Origin of the sequence: Oceanobacillus massiliensis str. N'diop, assembly GCF_000285495.1 — a bacterium.
GTDB lineage: Bacteria > Bacillota > Bacilli > Bacillales > Amphibacillaceae > Oceanobacillus > Oceanobacillus massiliensis.
This window is the reverse complement of record NZ_HE610976.1, coordinates 293567-310466: the sequence shown is the minus strand read 5'-3', so window position 1 is coordinate 310466 and position 16900 is coordinate 293567. Positions and strand designations below refer to the sequence as shown.

Annotated in this window: 19 protein-coding genes; 16 read left to right on the top strand and 3 right to left on the bottom strand. The window is 42.4% G+C overall.

Translation table 11 applies throughout. The features are described 5' to 3' along the window. The first annotated feature begins 7 nt into the window (after positions 1 to 7). Together OMHG_RS01750 and OMHG_RS01745 are read left to right on the top strand one after the other, a co-directional pair. Positions 8 to 1528, top strand: coding sequence for an AbgT family transporter (locus tag OMHG_RS01750; protein WP_010647783.1), 1521 nt, complete (start codon positions 8 to 10; stop codon positions 1526 to 1528). A 94-nt stretch (positions 1529 to 1622) separates the two neighbouring features. Beyond that, a complete protein-coding gene (locus OMHG_RS01745; RefSeq protein ID WP_010647781.1) occupies positions 1623 to 1862 on the top strand; it encodes an indolepyruvate ferredoxin oxidoreductase subunit alpha in 240 nt (79 codons plus the stop codon). 113 nt (positions 1863 to 1975) lie between these two features. Here OMHG_RS01745 and OMHG_RS18690 read toward each other — a convergent pair whose 3' ends face one another. After that, positions 1976 to 2116: a hypothetical protein gene (locus OMHG_RS18690; protein WP_010647779.1), complete on the bottom strand. Its 141-nt coding sequence runs from the start codon at positions 2114 to 2116 to the stop codon at positions 1976 to 1978. A gap of 247 nt (positions 2117 to 2363) precedes the next feature. On the opposite strand from OMHG_RS18690, the gene OMHG_RS01740 reads away from it, so the two are divergent. From OMHG_RS01740 to OMHG_RS01680, 14 genes are all read left to right on the top strand, one after another. Continuing rightward, positions 2364 to 3791: an RAD55 family ATPase gene (locus OMHG_RS01740; RefSeq protein WP_010647777.1), complete on the top strand. Its 1428-nt coding sequence runs from the start codon at positions 2364 to 2366 to the stop codon at positions 3789 to 3791. Between the two features lie 17 nt (positions 3792 to 3808). Continuing rightward, a complete protein-coding gene (locus OMHG_RS01735; protein ID WP_010647774.1) occupies positions 3809 to 4066 on the top strand; it encodes a hypothetical protein in 258 nt (85 codons plus the stop codon). Next, positions 4063 to 6180 (top strand): LuxR C-terminal-related transcriptional regulator, encoded by a 2118-nt coding sequence (locus OMHG_RS18685; RefSeq protein WP_010647773.1) that lies wholly within the window; start codon positions 4063 to 4065, stop codon positions 6178 to 6180. Before OMHG_RS01735 ends, OMHG_RS18685 begins: the two co-directional genes overlap by 4 nt. Before the next feature lie 201 nt (positions 6181 to 6381). Next, positions 6382 to 6741: a DUF192 domain-containing protein gene (locus OMHG_RS01725; RefSeq protein ID WP_010647771.1), complete on the top strand. Its 360-nt coding sequence runs from the start codon at positions 6382 to 6384 to the stop codon at positions 6739 to 6741. Between the two features lie 50 nt (positions 6742 to 6791). After that, entirely contained in the window at positions 6792 to 6989 is a 198-nt protein-coding gene (locus tag OMHG_RS01720; RefSeq protein WP_010647769.1) for a Flp family type IVb pilin, read from the top strand. An 88-nt stretch (positions 6990 to 7077) separates the two neighbouring features. Beyond that, a complete protein-coding gene (locus OMHG_RS01715; RefSeq protein ID WP_010647767.1) occupies positions 7078 to 7584 on the top strand; it encodes an A24 family peptidase in 507 nt (168 codons plus the stop codon). After that, on the top strand, positions 7581 to 7955 hold the full coding sequence (locus OMHG_RS01710; RefSeq protein WP_010647766.1) for a TadE/TadG family type IV pilus assembly protein: 375 nt from the start codon (positions 7581 to 7583) through the stop codon (positions 7953 to 7955). The genes OMHG_RS01715 and OMHG_RS01710 overlap by 4 nt, the downstream gene beginning before the upstream one ends. A 14-nt stretch (positions 7956 to 7969) precedes the next feature. Continuing rightward, positions 7970 to 8887 (top strand): pilus assembly protein TadG-related protein, encoded by a 918-nt coding sequence (locus OMHG_RS01705; protein WP_010647764.1) that lies wholly within the window; start codon positions 7970 to 7972, stop codon positions 8885 to 8887. 10 nt (positions 8888 to 8897) lie between these two features. Then, positions 8898 to 9824, top strand: a complete 927-nt coding sequence (gene cpaB / locus OMHG_RS01700; RefSeq protein WP_010647762.1) for a Flp pilus assembly protein CpaB — start codon at positions 8898 to 8900, stop codon at positions 9822 to 9824. 18 nt (positions 9825 to 9842) lie between these two features. Further along, positions 9843 to 10649: a CpaE/TadZ family protein gene (locus OMHG_RS01695; RefSeq protein ID WP_010647761.1), complete on the top strand. Its 807-nt coding sequence runs from the start codon at positions 9843 to 9845 to the stop codon at positions 10647 to 10649. Between the two features lie 3 nt (positions 10650 to 10652). Beyond that, a complete protein-coding gene (locus OMHG_RS01690) occupies positions 10653 to 12071 on the top strand; it encodes a TadA family conjugal transfer-associated ATPase (protein ID WP_010647759.1) in 1419 nt (472 codons plus the stop codon). A 1-nt stretch (position 12072) separates the two neighbouring features. Beyond that, complete coding sequence (locus OMHG_RS17415) at positions 12073 to 12273, top strand: hypothetical protein (RefSeq protein WP_010647757.1); 201 nt, start codon at positions 12073 to 12075, stop codon at positions 12271 to 12273. Between the two features lie 35 nt (positions 12274 to 12308). Continuing rightward, entirely contained in the window at positions 12309 to 13007 is a 699-nt protein-coding gene (locus OMHG_RS01685) for a type II secretion system F family protein (RefSeq protein WP_010647756.1), read from the top strand. Between the two features lie 3 nt (positions 13008 to 13010). Next, on the top strand, positions 13011 to 13925 hold the full coding sequence (locus tag OMHG_RS01680; protein WP_010647754.1) for a type II secretion system F family protein: 915 nt from the start codon (positions 13011 to 13013) through the stop codon (positions 13923 to 13925). 78 nt (positions 13926 to 14003) lie between these two features. Here OMHG_RS01680 and OMHG_RS01675 read toward each other — a convergent pair whose 3' ends face one another. Together OMHG_RS01675 and OMHG_RS01670 are read right to left on the bottom strand one after the other, a co-directional pair. After that, positions 14004 to 16061, bottom strand: coding sequence for a thioredoxin domain-containing protein (locus tag OMHG_RS01675; protein WP_010647751.1), 2058 nt, complete (start codon positions 16059 to 16061; stop codon positions 14004 to 14006). Positions 16062 to 16234: 173 nt separating this feature from the next. Further along, the gene (locus tag OMHG_RS01670; protein ID WP_010647749.1) at positions 16235 to 16492 is read right to left on the bottom strand and encodes a DUF2188 domain-containing protein; all 258 of its coding nucleotides are present in this window, start codon (positions 16490 to 16492) and stop codon (positions 16235 to 16237) included. Positions 16493 to 16900: the final 408 nt, after the last annotated feature.

The following is a 16900-nucleotide window of genomic DNA, read 5'->3' as shown; positions in this document are numbered from 1 at the left end:
GATAATAATGACAGCAAAAACAAATGAAAAAAAGACATTAATGACACGATTTCTGAACGGAATTGAAACGGTTGGAAATAAGCTTCCAGATCCATTTATGCTATTTATTCTACTTGCAGGAATCATCATCGTCGCTTCTTGGATCATCTCGCTGTTTGATGTTACGTTCACCGTTCCTGGTGAAGGGGAAGAATTGGCGATCAAAAGCCTCGTATCGACTGAAGGCCTCCAATATATTCTGACATCGATGCTTGATAACTTTGTTGGCTTTGCTCCGCTTGGCATTGTCTTGGCAATGATGCTTGGGATTGGACTTGCCGATAAAGTGGGCCTGCTGGAAACGGCAATTAAAAGTACGATATTGAAAGCACCAAAATCGGTCGTTACTTATGCGGTTGTCTTTACTGGAATTCTGGGTAATATCGCTTCAGATGCAGCATTTGTTATTATACCGCCACTCGCGGCGATGGTCTTCTATAATATTGGCCGTCATCCATTGGCTGGACTTGCTGCTGGTTTTGGTGGTGTTGGTGCCGGGTTTACCGCAAACTTTATGGTCACAGGAACAGATGCATTACTATCCGGAATATCTACAGAAGTGATTCAGACAGTGAATCCTGATTTGTATGTTACTGCAGTAGATAACTGGTTCTTTATGATGGCATGTGTAGTCTTATTGACAGCGGTTGGTGGTCTGGTCACAGAAAAAATTGTGGAACCTCGACTTGGAAAATATGAGGGTGCTGCAGGAGAAGTCGTTAAGGAAACAACATCACTTGAATTAAAAGGTTTGCGAAATGCTGTGATTGTTAGTCTGCTTTATATTGCCGTACTTGTTGCGGTTATATTGATTCCAAATTCGCCGCTGGCCAATGAGGATGGAGGACTCGTACCTTCACCTTTCCTAACAGGAATTGTACCGCTTATTCTGATCCTGTTTGTTCTGGCGGGAACCGCATATGGAATGACAGTCAAGAAGGTTACCAGTTCCAAGGATATTGGTTCCTATATGGGTGAGGCAATGAAGGACATGTCCGGATTTATCGTTCTTGTATTTGCTGCATCACAATTCATTTCCTATTTCAGCTGGACAAACATGGGAGCATGGATTGCCATCAGCGGTGCTGGTATTCTTGAATCTATTGGATTGACAGGCATCACGGTTATTTTGGGATTTGTCATTTTCACAGCAATATTGAACCTGTTTATTTTCAGTGGTTCCGCACAATGGGCACTCGAGGCACCGATATTCATCCCAATGTTCTACTATCTCGGATACAGCCCGGCATTTGTACAGGCTGCATATCGTATTGCTGACTCTTCGACGAACGTCATTACACCGATGAATCCTTACTTGATTATCGTTTTAGGATTTGTAAAACAGTATGACAAGAAGGCAGGAATAGGTACACTGATTGCATTGATGCTGCCATATACCATTTTCTTCTTGATTTCCTTTACGATCATGTTACTGCTATTCTATTTCCTTGGAATTCCGTTTGGGCCAGGTGTAAGTGTTCATCTGTAAAATCAGGGGAAATTTGAGTCAAATGGTTTACTTCCAATTGCGAAAGCATTATCATTTAGGGGACATGCTTTAGCATTTAAGGAGGTAACAATAGATGGCTTTTGTAATCTTAGATCCCTGCAGAGGGGAAAAGGCAGGAGAATGTGTCAGTGTCTGCCCTGTTGATTGTATAGAGGAAGGTCCGGACCAATTTTACATAGATCCCGATATCTGTATTGACTGCGGGGCGTGTAAGGCGGTTTGTCCGGTTTCTGCTATAGAGGAAGAATATGATATAACACCTGCCCAGGAAAAATATCTGGAAGAAGCAGAAGCGTTTTTCGGAAATAAATAGAGTCATACATGCAAAAGGCTGCCTTAGTTTAAATTCTAAGGCAGCCTTTTTCCGTATAGTGGCTGTTTCTTCTTCATTTATGTATGGCAAGGTAAAACGATATTTTCCTGCTGTTAGGCTTCTTCCTTTACCTCTTCTGCCAATTTGCTTTTAATCCAGCGCTTTGCCGTTGTCTCATCAATTTCATAGACTTTTCCTGCCCGCAGTAAATCGCCGTGATAGGCGGTTTGTACATTCATTCTGACTTTAATCATAGATCTGCTCCTTATGAAGGTAATTTCGTCTCCATTATAGCATAGTTAGAAATCACTAATTAACTGAAGCGCATAAATAATCTGGTTACAATCCTACTTGCAGGGGTATGAGAGAAGTAATAGATTTTTTAAATCAAAATGGGAATAGTAGGGGATATATTAATCGGTGATTCCTAGTATATGATAGATTATATCATCCTTTATCCTTTACAAACTAGAATATTTAAACGATAAGGGGAGATATCACTTGGAAATATCAGCTTCAGGAATTACAGGCTTGGACAAAATTTTGGGAGGTGGATTCCCAAAAGGTTCGGCAATTATCGTTGAAGGTGCCCCTGGAACTGGGAAGACGACACTTGGTATCCAATTCCTTTACAACGGAATCCAGCAACATGATGAACATGGGATATTTATCACCTTTGAAGAATTCCCAGACCAGATATATATGGATATGAACAAATTTGGCTGGGATCTTCAAGCATTGGAGCGCCAGAATAAGCTGCGTATTGTATCTATTTCACCTGAGACCTTGATCGACCAGATGCTGACGGCGAATGGTCTGTTTGAGCAAATGGTGGAAGAGATCGGCTGCAGAAGAATCGTGATTGACAGTATCAGTCTGTTGCGATTTTTGAATATGGACGATGAGGTTAAGGGACGAAGGATATTATATACACTTCGCAATGTTTTGCGTAAATTCAAACTGACCTCCCTGCTTATTCAGGAGCAATCGAATCTGAATTCAGATTATGTACCTTTTGAGCATTATATCTTCGATGGCCTTATACGTTTATCGTTAAAAGAACATTTGCAATTATTCCGGCAGCGCACGCTTGAGGTACTGAAGATGAGAGGGAGCAATATTCTTGAAGGAGAACATATTTATCGGATAGTGGAAGATGGCATTTACCTGTTATTGGCTAGTAAAACGGCTGCAGATATTCAGGATGTCAAATCAGATAATCGTTTGAAAACAGGAATCGCCTCACTGGACGATATCTTAGGCGGGGGACTGGATAGAGGAAACATCTATATGCTTGATACGAACAGCAAGGCGAATTACCGCAATATCATCACATCGATCTTAGCCGAGCGGATAAAAGCTGGCGATCAACTGCTGTCCGTTCTGTCCAGCATTCAATCACTTGAGGAGCTGGCAGAACTACTGAAGCTACATCATGCCGATCTGGATGGGGCGGTAAAAGATAAGAAAGTATACTTTATTGAACATTATAATCGTCCGGCGCCTGCCGATTGGGGAAGTGCGGTTTTCCATGTGAACGATTTGGAAAATGACAAATATAATCATTTTCTGAGATATGAGCTCTATCCTCGTATTAAAAATGATTTGAAACATAATCGAAACTGGTTTGTTTATTATGATCTGAATGCGATTATCAATGAACGCGGAACCGATTATGTATTAAGGAATTTTGCATCTGAAACAGCCTATGCCAGATCTATGGGAATGACCGTATTGGTTCTTTGCAATTTCAAGGAAGTTGGTATAAATGTCGCATCGTTTTTGGAACGGTCATGCAATGGCGTGCTGAAAACCTGGGTCGATGGGTCGTATCAATATCTCCAGATAACAAAAGCGTCAAATGGTGATATCTCAAAGCCATATCTGCTCGAAAACAGCGAAGAATTCCCATATATAAGATTGATTTAAAAGGAGGTTAGAAAAGAATGGACAACAAAGAACGAATTCCTCTCCGGATGGAGTGTACGATGCTATTTCAATCCAATCCTTATATGATTGAATCACCGGAAGGTATTGGCGTCAGATTAGGCAGAAAACCAAAAGATATCTTTCCTGTTATCGAACAGCTGCTCAAACAGGGAATCCTTCAATTGCTTGGTGAAGAAGCATCCCCGCTGTATCGCTATCGTGAACCGGATGTCATACAGGAAATTGATTTGACAGGGGAAGTGGAAAGAATATGATTCAGAATCTGTACCTACTGAAGGAATTGCAGAATGTCTATTCTGGCCGATATGGATTTACGATATGGATAACCGACGAATTTGGCGAGCTATTATTAGAACCGCAAGGAAAGAATGATTTATGCAGTACGTTATTCGAGAAGGATCAGTCTGCTATACTTACGATGGTCAAACAAGGTATCCAGAAGTCATGGGCAACTACGGCCCCAGCCCTTTATGATCTTTTTCCGGGTATTTACCTGATTGGAAACTCAATCGAAGCCGCGAATGGGAAAAAGTACTACCTTTGGGCAGGGTTCATGATTGAAGAAGATACCCAGCAGCCAATCCAGCATAGTCTTAAAAGCACATATGGAAATGATACGGATTGGGAATCCATTTTAGCTGACACCCCAGTTATTACAGCTGCTGAAAAAAAAGAGTGGTTTTCCTGGATGAAGACAACAGGGGAGTTTGCCTCCCTCATCCTTGCGAAACATGAAGAAACTCCTTCCTTGGCTTTACAGAATGATTTATTCCTTCGCAGCATCCGTGACAGGGACAAAGGAATCGTAAAGCATCTGCAAGAATTTTTTGAGGGGAATAGGGTCTTCGAATTTATGGGGCTTGCAGAGGAAATGGATGGCCAATATACCGTCACACATGTCATGGGAGAAGGAATAGCTGCACTTGAAGGTGCACAATTCTCACAAGGGGAGGGCTTTTTAGGCAGAGCTCTTCTGACAGGGGAAATTGATCATTGGGAAAATATTGAAAGGGATCCCCGCTCCATCTTTTTTAAGCGCCATCAGTTTAAGCCCAAATCACTTCTTTGTTATCCGATCAGGCAGGATAATCAATCGACGAAACTCTTATTTTGTGGAAATGGCAATCATGCGATGTTTTCCAAAAGGGATTTGGAAATTGGCAGGACATTGGGAATAATGCTTGAATCCCATTTAGCTGTTAACAGCCTGCAGCACGAAAATGATGAGCAGCTGCGCCGATTAGGATCCTTAATCGAAATATGCAAATTAATGGTCTCCGTTCCTGATATCAAAAAAATTGCCTATATATTAGTGGATATTGGCCTCAATCTAGTAGAGGGAACCTTCTCCTGCCTTATTCTGAAAGAAACCAATAATAAGATAAAGCTTGTATCCCGCGGAAATGCTTCGGGTGACATAGCTATGTATGCTAAGGATGTTGTAAAACGCTATCTGACAGATGGAAACGGGATTAAAATCATGTCTCCTCAGATACATGAAACTGCTGAAGGTGAACAGGTAATTGAATGTCCGCTCTTTACAAATGGGTATACACATGGGGTACTCTCTGTCGGAATAGCTAATAATACGGAGGCGCAAATCCAGGAACACCTAAATTTCTTAGGCACATTATCGATTATTGGTGGTGTATCGCTGCAGCTGGCACGAACTGGTGAGGAGAACTATGAAGAAAATCAGGCGAATGCGCTTTACCGGGCAATCGGTCAATTTGATCCGGAATCCTATAAGGAAAACGGTGAAGCAGCAAATCTTGCGGGTCTCTTCGCTATGAGACTCGGACTTGATGCAGCCTTCATAAAGGAAATCGTGCACGCATGCTATCTATCCACCTATGAGCCGGAGTTTATCCAAGAATTATTCCCTGATAAGCGAATCAGTTTTATTGTAAAAGAAGGTAAGGAATTAATGGAAAACAATGCATTGGCATGGGATGAAGCAGGTGCGGGTGGACAGGTATTTGCATTGGTGAAACGGTACGCAGAGACACAGTCGACAGAAGCAATCCCGGAACAGATCCGGAATAAGGAAATTGTAAAAGGGTTTATAGCATTCATTATGGAAAGTCAGGTCGTCGAACAGCAGCTGGATTTGGATGATGAGACGGCTGCTGCAAAAGGGATTGATTCTGTAACGAGTACCATCAAGGAAATGGATCTCTCCCCAAGAGAACAGGAGGTATTGGATCTGGTGATTCAGGGATTGAATAATAAGGAAATCGCCCAGGAACTCTATATCAGCGGACATACGGTCAAAAACCATGTGACAAAGATCTTCCAAAAGCTGGAGGTGCCGGACAGGGCGCACGCTATCTCCAAAGTCTATCAGTTAAAATATCACTCCAGCTAGACCTCTCATTAATGGGAGGTTTTTTATTTTGCGTGATGGACATAAAAGAGAGAAAAACAATTGGGATAGGAATCTGTTCCTATTGATTCAAGCCTATGAATAACAGGAATGGTGGGGGATATTTTTAATGCTTCAAGCGATGCATAATAGGGATTGTAAGTTGGTCAGCAGGTTACACCACATTCCATAAACGGACAGGAGGTGCTGAAAATCAAACTGGTAAATATAGATACCGAAGAAGTAATTGCTGAACGTGTAAAAGGAGCTTATACATTCTGGTCTCGTTTTAAAGGATTGATGCTGACAGAAAGCATGCCGAAAAATGGAGCCCTTCATATATATCCTTGTACAGCGATTCATACATTTTTTATGAAATACCGCATTGATATTATCTATCTTAATAAAGAAAAAGAGATCGTGGGGATCGAGGAAGATATGGAGCCGGGAAAAATAGGTAAGAAATTTATGAACGTCAAATCAGTGATCGAGCTTCCAGCCGGTATGATTCAAAGCACCTCTACCATTATTGGACAGAAGGTAGCCATCGTAGGCCAGGAATGATGAGAAAGTCAACTAAAAAATTTAATTATAGATTAAAGGAGAGATTTTGAATGTTAAACAAAATCAAAGGATTATTTATCGAAGAAAAGGGTCAGGGAATGACGGAATATGGTTTGATTCTAGGATTAATCGCAGTAGCAGTTATTGTAGTATTGGGGTTAATGGGTGATCAAATAGGTGCTATATTTACCGATGTAAAAGATCAGTTGAGCGGTATCGACTCATCAGAGGCAACTGGAACAAACTAGTATTTAAATGGAAATAAAGGAAGACCCTATTTCAATAGGGTCTTTTCTATCAATCTCTAATCAAACAACGAATGAAAGGATGGAATGCATGCTAGATATATTCCTTGTGATTGTCTTATTCATATGCCTGGCGACAGATATTAAAAACAGAATGATTTACAACAAGGTGATCTACCCGGCCCTTCTGGTCACATTCATCTACCAGCTTGCAGCAGGCGGATGGGAAGCACTTAGCCATTCTTTCATTGGTTTTTTGATAGGTTTTTCATTACTGCTAATCCCTTATTTCATGGGGGGCATGGGCGCTGGAGATGTGAAGCTGCTTGCACTGATCGGTGCGATGAAAGGTGGCGCCTTTGTATTCCAGTCGTTTTTATATACGGCCCTTATTGGCGGACTGATTGCAGTCTTTATCATCGTATTCCGTGGCAACATGTTTAGATCTCTCGGTTACTATTTTTCGAGAATCAAAGGCGGGAGCAAGGTCCAGGGCACTATAGCAAAAGGGGCATTGACTTCAACCTATCCATATGGGGTAGCGATTGCCGGTGGAGCGATTGCCGGGTTGGTGCTGCAAGGCATGGGTCTTCTATGATACGGAAACAAGACGGACAATCATTGGTAGAATTCGCGTTGGTTCTGCCCATTTTACTATTGCTGCTGGTCGGGGTATTTGACTTTGGAAGAATTCTTTATACACATCTGCAGTTGGAAATGGTTGCACAGGAATCGGTACGGATGGGCGGACTGGGACAAAGTGATGCTGCTATCAGGAGTTATGCGTTCAGTCAGTTCAATGGGGACGACACGAAGCTTCAAATAGATATCACACCAGGAGATCAGATTCGAAATTCAGGTGATTACGTTACAGTAACGATGAACTACCCGGAAGCATTCATGGATGTACTTGGCGGTGCATCGATTCCCTACACCGTAAGTACCGATTCCACGATTCGGGTTGAATGAGGGGACAGATGAGATTGTCATATAGAAGAATGCTTGGCAAAAATGAAGATGGAAATGCAATCATCCTGGTTGCACTGGCGATGGGAGCCATGCTTGCCATGATTGGTCTTGTGATTGATGGAGGCAATTTATTTGTTTCCCAAAGTCATCTGCAGAAAACGGCAAATGCGGCTGCCCTGTCAGGGGCACAGGAAATCGTAAATTCGCAAGCAGCAGTTGACGAGGTAGTTAACGAGATATTGGATAGCCATCATGAGCTGGAGAGTCTTTCACAGGCGAGCATCGAAGGAAATAATAAATTGCATATCGAGCTTACAAAGGATATTCCGCTATTTTTCGCTTCATTGTTTGGTGTTGAGTCCATACCGATTACGGTAAATGCGAAGGCAGGCCTTGTCCCAATAGGGGAGGCAAAAGGTGCTGTCCCACTTGGCATTCATGAATCTGTCCAGCTGGTCTATGGCCAGACCTATGAACTGAAAGTCGATGCAGGTGATTCGGTCAGCGGGAACTTCGGTGTCCTCGCACTGGATGGCCCTGGTGCCAAGGCATACAGAGAGACACTGACATATGGATTTGATGAGAACCTGAATGTCGGTGACATCATCAATACCCAAACAGGAAACATTGCCGGTCCTACTAGAGATGGGATCAATTATCGCATCGCCAATTGCCCGAATCCGAATGGAGATTATGAACAGCGGGACTGCGAGAGAATCATGCTTGTCATCGTATATAAGCCGCATGAGACGAAAAACAATAAAATGAACAGCGTAGAAGTGACAGGCTTCGCTTATTTTTATGTCACCCAGCAGATGGGTCAAAATGATGCATCGGTGAAAGGGATATTCATCAAACGGACAGGTCCCGGTATGAATGGCGAGGGGAATCCGCTTGATCGCGGGGCATATGCAATAAAACTTGAGAAGTAGGTGTTTCGGTATGAAGCCAAAAAAAGTACTGCTGCTTGCAGTCCTGTCGGGGATTATGACGACGGTCCTATTTTATATATTCATAAATAATACTGCAGCTACGGACGCTTCCGAGCAACAACCGGCAGAGATGACAAGTGTGGTCATAGCGACTGAGGATATACCGGAATTTCAACAGGTTCAGGCCGATCAGGTAACGATTAAAGAAATTCCTGCTGAACAGGCGCATCCGGAAATGATACAGGATATGAATGCTGCACTAAATAAATACACAACAGCAGATATTAAACAGGGTGAAATCTTCATGAACCATCGCATCCAGACAAAAGAAGAGGAAAAGTCAGTAGTATCCAGGAAAATTAACAAAGGCTATCGGGCGGTTTCAGCAGAAGTAAGCTATGTCAATGGTGTCTCAAACCTGATTCAGCCGGAAGATTATGTAGATGTGACGGTAACTCCTGCGGAAACACTCAAAACGGAGATTGTCCTTGAGAAGATACGTGTACTGGCAGTAGGCGAAAGAATGACTGAAAAGACTGAGGAGGGTGCGGAGCCGGTCCTGTACCAATCGGTCACACTGGAACTGAACCAAGCAGATACGGTCAAACTGATTGAGTCAAGTGCCCACGGCGAACTACAGCTTGCCCTCTACAGTAAATCGGATTTGGAAACAGAGAAGGCAGAAGATGAAGAACAGACAAAGGACGAAACCTCTCAAACCAGCGGCAAGGTCGTAACGCTCCCAGCTGAGTCTGTTATTCGCAGCTCCCCGAGCCTTTTGGCACAGCCAATAGAAATTGTGGAACAAGAAACGACACTGTCCCTTTTAGGCGAGCAGAAAACGGATGGAGACGGGCGTATTTGGCTGGAGATCGAGACGGAGTCTAAAGCAAAAGGCTGGGTCAGCAGCAGAATCATCAAAGGGGAACAGGAATAAATTCACGGAGGGATATGCATGGATGGGATAGAGGCTATTAAACGAATCGTCATTTGCAGTGCTGTGGGCGGTGTTGGAAGAACGTCTGTGACAGTCAACCTTGCAGCACTTCTGGCAAATCAAAATATAAAAGTCAGTGTTGTTGATGCAGATTTGCAATTTGGCGATATCGCCCTGGCATTGGACCTCCAGCCTTCTCGAACGATAAAGGATGCAGCTGGGCGTAAAGATATTGAAAATATTAATTTCTATATGCTGGAGCATCATTCAGGAGTAAAAGTTTTGCCTGCACCAGACCGTCCTGAATTTGCGGAGCTGATATCTCCGGAATTTTTAAGCAATATTGCCGACAAATTGGAAGGGAATACGGAATATCTATTGATTGAAACCCAGTCGGGATTACATGATATGAATATTCAGCTGATGGAAAATGCAGACCTTATTCTAGTGGTGAGCACACCGGCAATGGCTTCTTTAAAGAATACAAAGCTGATGATTGAAACCCTGGATTCACTTGGTCTGAAACATATGGTTCGTTTAGTTATCAATAAATTTACTGCCCAGACTGCCATTAGACCAAAGGATATGGCGGAACTGACCAATAGCGATAAGGCAATATTTCTATCGTTTGCTGATAGACTGATGGATCAGTCCCTGGATACTGGAATACCGTTTATAATCAGCCATCCGAAAACGGAATTTACCAAAGATCTGGAAAAGGCTGCAGGTATGCTCCATTTATATAATCCTAAGAAAACCAAGACGAAGGAAAAGTCAGGATTTTTACATCAACTGCGAATCAGGGAAGCGGGTCAAGGGGGATAATGCATGAGCCTATTAGCGAGAATTCAATCAAAGAGTCTGGAAAACGTCCAGGAACAAACTGCTGATAAGTCGACGAATGTCCAGCCATTACTACCAGAGGAAGAAATAACAGTATCAGTTGAAGCCACTTCTGCAGAAAACGAATCAGCCTACACTCCAGAACTTTCCGATGACGATGTAGAACTGAAGAATCTCATATTCAGGTACATTTTAAAAGAACGAAATGACGAGGAAGTTGAGGAAATTGTTGCAGATCTTGATTCCATCATTACGGAAATATTAAATGAAAATGAAGCCATTAAGGATATAAGTGACTGGAAGAATCTTAAAGAGGAAATCAAAAATGATTTGACAGGCTATGGACCGATCAATCCACTGCTGCTTGATGAGAATGTGACAGAGGTTATGGTGAATGGACCAAAACAGGTCTATGCTGAGCGGAATGGAAAATTAGGGCTGACCAAGATTCAGTTCCGTGATGATGAACATGTAATGGCGGTACTGGAGAAAATTGTTGCCCCGCTTGGCAGAAGAATTGATGAGAGCAGTCCAATGGTGGATGCCCGCTTAATGGACGGATCAAGGGTCAATGCAATCATTCCACCGCTTGCGCTGAATGGACCAACCATCACCATCCGGAAATTCTCTAAGGACCCATTCACTATCCATGACTTAATCCGATTTGGAACATTAACCGAGGAAATGGCAGATTTTATCAAGGCGAGTGTAGAAGCAAAATTAAATATTTTTGTAAGTGGTGGAACAGGTTCCGGTAAGACCACTACACTGAATGTATTATCATCATTTATATCCAATCAGGACCGGATCGTAACGATAGAAGATGCTGCAGAGCTGCAGCTTGGACAGGATCACGTTGTCTCACTGGAAACTCGGCCGCCGAATATCGAGGGAAAAGGGGCAATCTCGATTCGTGACCTTGTGAGAAACTCCCTGCGTATGCGACCTGACCGTATCGTTATCGGTGAGGTACGTGGCGGGGAAGCACTTGATATGCTGCAGGCGATGAATACTGGGCATGATGGGTCCCTGGCAACAGGTCACTCCAATAGCCCGAGGGATATGGTAGCCAGACTGGAAACGATGGTCCTGATGGCTGGAATGGAGTTACCGGTGAAGGCGATCCGTGAACAGATAGCAGGGGCATTGGATCTGATTATCCAGCAATCGAGGTTAAAGGATGGAACACGTCGAATCACCAATATTACGGAGGTGCAGGGATTGGAAGGAGACATCATTGTGCTTCAGGACATCTTTACATTTAAGCAATCTGGTGTGGATCAGAACGGCAAAATAGTTGGAAGGCTGGTTCCAACAGGAATTCGCCCAAAATTCTATGAACGAATGGAAAACGAAGGGATACACTTACCCGCCGCAATATTTACGGAGAAGGTGGAGAGTTAATATGCAAATCATCTTTATCATTTCTGTTTTTATAACGATTTTTTCATTGCTTAGCGCCATAAGTCTCCTAAGAAACTCCAAACAGTCTTCTCAAAAGGTAGAAAAGCAAAAGAAAACGTCGATTAAAGAATTGCTCAAGGACCTCAACCAGAAGCTTACGATACTTTTAATGAAAAACAAAAACAGAGCAAGAAAAAACTGAAACTGGAAAGGCGGCTCAGTGTAGCGGGTCTGCCTGTGAGACCTGAGGAATTTATTGCTTTTCAATGGCTGGGTGCCTTATTTGCCGGCGGGATTTTTCAGCTGTTTTCAGGCAATATCCTGGTTTCCGTCATAGGTGCACTAATTGGTTTTCAATTTTCCTCCTTATGGTTGAAATCGAAGGAAAAGAAGCGCGTGAAGGAATTCAATATGGGTTTGCCTGGTATGATTACATCGATGATTGGTTCATTGCGCGCTGGGTTCAGCTTGCCGCAGTCGCTGCAAATGGTGGCTGAAGAATCCTATTCGCCGATAAAAGAAGAAGCAGAACTTGTATTGAAAAAGATGCGCTATGGAACTTCCCTTGAAGATGCCTTGATGGAATGGAAGGATAGAATACCAAGTGAGGATCTGGAACTGATGGTAGAAGCAATTATCATCCAGCGGCAAGTAGGGGGAAATCTGGCTTTCCTATTGAATAAGATTGTGGAAACAATCAGGGAAAGGTCAAAAATTCAAAATCAGATTAAGACACTTACTGCCCAAGGGAGATTATCAGGAATGATCATCAGTTTATTGCCTTTAGCACTTGGTTTTATTATATATATAATGAACCCCGCATATATTGGTGCTCTCTTTACGAATGCAATTGGAATAGTAATGCTGATTGCCGGTGCTATAGGTGGAGTTATCGGCTTTATATTAATACGTAAAATTACGACAATCGAGGTGTGAAGGATGGCATTCTATATTAGTTTTTTCCTGTCTATCTGTCTGCTGACATATGGTCTGGTTGGAATGAGAGCAGAAAGGAAAGGTCACATACAAAAGAGAATACATGCCTACTTTGTCACAAACACATCGCCGCATCAACCAGCTGATCCTGAAGAGGAACGTTCATTTTATCAACGTGTACTCAAGCCATTCTCGGTCGCATTGAAGCGTAAATATACCAAAAGACTGGGTAAAGAAAAGGCATCCAAGCTTGAATATATGCTGCTGCAGGCGGGACAGCCGTTTGGATTCAGTCCTGTGGAATTTAAAATGGCACAGATATTATTGACTGGATTGCTGCCATTGATGGGTGCTGGTATCGCTCTGCTTTCAGGATTGAGCATCAAGCTAATTCTATTGATTACATTTCTGTCCTTAGGGGCGGCAGTCATTTATCCGAAGCTATTCTTGAAAAAGAAAATCCAGAAAAGAAGCCAGATCGCGGGCAAAGAACTGCCGGATATTCTGGATTTGTTGACGATTAGTCTAGAGGCGGGATTGGGATTTGATGCCGCTCTAAGCAAGGTGGTCAGCAAGAAACAAGGTGAGGTCATCAAGGAGTTCAAGATTGCCCTGGAAGAAATGCGCTTGGGACAAACGAGAAAAGAAGCCTTGAATTCTATTAATGACAGGCTCTCCTCAAGTGAACTAAAGGGATTGATCTATAATATTATCCAAGCTGAAAAATTGGGAGTGGGCATGGTTTCGGTCTTGCGCGTGCAAACCGAGGAAATTCGTGAATACCGCAGACAAAAGGCAGAGGAAACAGCAATGAAGGCACCAATCAAAATGATGTTCCCCCTTGTCTTGTTTATATTCCCTACTTTGTTTATCGTTTTATTGGGACCTGCGATGATCCAGCTTTTAGGCTCGCTCTAAACTGTTGACAGCGGTCAGGATAACGAGCTTGCCAGTAAAGATAGCGGCTGTCGATGGAACGGTCACTATCTTTTGTTCTTATTTTAAGATATTTTTCAGTGCAGAATCGATATCTGTTGTTGGCTGCTGACAGGTAAAATTCTCACATACATAAATTGTTGTTGAATCGTTGAGTTGTTTATACTCAGCGGCAAAGGGTGCGACCACTGCAAACGCACTAGGATGATCTGCCGCCAGTACCGTAACATTCGGAATATAGGCTTCTTGAAGTTTAGCCAATAACTTCTGTCTTGCGGGATCATCGCTTCTCCCAAGTATAACTACTTCCTTTGCCGGATTTTCCGTTACGAATAAACTTTGCATAAAAAATGCACTTGCCGATGCATACTGGTGTGTGTCTTCATAAAAAGTAAAGTACATTTCTTCTGTCTTATCCAGATAGGCTGTTTCTCCAGTCAGATAAGCCATTCTTGTCAGCATCAAGGCAGCTGTACTGTTGCCGGATGGAATCGCCCCATCATAGATTTCTTTCTCCTTTGAAATTAATTCCTCGCTGTCCTTTCCGTTGAAATAGAAGCCTCCATTCGCTTCGTCCCAGAACAGTTCTGTCATTTGTTCAATTAGCGCCATAGCTTTTTGAAGGTACTCCGTTGAATAGGTCGCTTCATATAATTCAATATATCCCCAAAGCAAAAAGGCGTAATCATCGATATAAGCTTTAAATTTTGCTTCACCATCCCGGAAGCGGGCCATCAATCGATTCCCTTGATAGAGTTTTTTCTCTATAAACTGTATTGCCCTATTTGCTTTCTCTATATAGGTATCATTGGCCAATGCCTTTCCAGCTTTTGCAAGGGCAGCAACCATCAGTCCATTCCACGCTGTCAGGACTTTATCATCAACATGTGGATAGGTTCTCTTTTCTCTGGCAAGCAGCAGCTTTGATCTGGCTGTTTCCAAGTGAGAATGGAGATTTGCAAGGGACATTCCATTGTCCTTTGCTGTCTTTTCCAAACTGGTATTGATCAAATTGGGAATATTTTTACCTTCAAAATTTCCAAAGGGAGTGATGCCATAAATATCGCTGTACAATTCTCCGAGTTCTTCACCGAGCACATCGTAAATTTCCTCATTTCTCCATACGTAGTATTTTCCCTCAATACCTTCTGAGTCAGCGTCGATGGCAGAATAGAATGCACCATCTGAGCTGGTCATCTCACGGCTGACAAAAGCTATAATCTGTTCGCTGATCTGCCTGTAAAAAGGATTTTTCGTAATCTGGTAGCACTCGGTATATACCATGAGCAGCAAGGCGTTGTCATAGAGCATCTTTTCAAAATGCGGGACAAGCCATTTCTCATCGGTGGAATAGCGGGAAAAACCGTAGCCAATATGATCCCATATACCGCCTGAAGCCATTGACTGCAACGTACTCTCCACCATTTTGAGTGCTGAGGTGTTTCCGGTGAAATGATAATGTTTCAATAGGAAAAATAAATTCTGGGGCTGGGGAAACTTCGGTGCTGGACCAAATCCGCCATAACTGAAATCAAAATTCTTAGCAAGCTGCCGATAAGCCTTTTCTGTGCTTTCACTTGTGAGCCGATTTTCGCTCTTTTCTGTTACCGATTTTTGGAGTGCTGCAGTCACGCTTTCCGTTACCTCCGCAATATGATCTGGATCCTTCGTGTATTTTTTATGAAGCTGGGAGAGTGCCTCCAAAATTCCCGGCATTCCATGTTTGCTTTCTTTCGGGAAATAGGTTCCGGCGTAAAAGGGAACCTTATCTGGAGTCATCATGATGGTTAGCGGCCATCCGCCATGTCCGGTCATCATCTGGCAAACCTTCATATAAACCGAATCAATATCCGGACGTTCTTCCCGATCGACTTTGATGGAGATATAATGTGCATTCAATAATTCCGCAACTTCTGGATCTTCAAACGATTCATGGGCCATTACATGACACCAATGGCAAGTCGAGTAGCCGATCGACAGAAAGATTGGTTTATTTTCCAGCTTTGCCCGTTCAAAGGCTTCCTTTCCCCATGGATACCAGTTAACTGGATTACGGGCATGCTGTAGGAGATATGGGGACTTTTCATGTATTAATCTATTGGTATTATCATTTGTCACTGCAGGTACCACCTTAACTGAATTGTTTTTGTATTATCATACCCTAATCGGATTGTAAAAAACACCTTGCCTAGTTATGGATTATATAGACATGAAAGCATTTAGACAGATATGCATAAAAAGCGGTGGTAAAATACCACCGCCCGAATTCCATTCTTCAATTGGAATTTTTACTATGATTCAAAATTTAGCTGATCCTCAATTTTGCCGTCATCATCATGGATGATAGCCATTGTTGAAGCATCCTTTGCCAATTCCTTTGCCTTGCTTACGGCATCTTCCTTCGATCCTGTTGTCAGCTCGGGGTCGTCTTCTCCCTCTCTTTTTACAGCCCAACCTTTGTCGTCATGCGGCACGACATGAAATCTTGCATCTTCTGAACCAGCCCTGTCTTCGAAATACTCATTCTGCTGATTATTATCATTTGCCATTAGAATTCCTCCTACAGGCTTATTTTTGTCTACATGTTAAATTTACCCGATTAGAATGTTTGAAAACATGAAGAATTTGATCTGCTTATAAAATAAATACTGCAAATTTATGCGGCCATTTTTCATTCGGGGAAATCTTATGCAAACGATATTCCTTTACAGGCAGAAAAAACGAGGGGGAAATAGGAATTTTTCATTTGTTTGGATAGAAAATAAATTACATAAAAATATAACGATATAAAAGGAATAAATGAATCACGGTCTTTTGCTAAGATAAAAATGAAAGCGCTTAAGAAAATTATGAAAATCTATTGCTCTTTCAATTTCTGTATGATAGTATTTAGTTAATTCATGCAAACGGTTTCCCAACGATTGCATTGGTGGCTATGAATCTATTTTCATACGCCA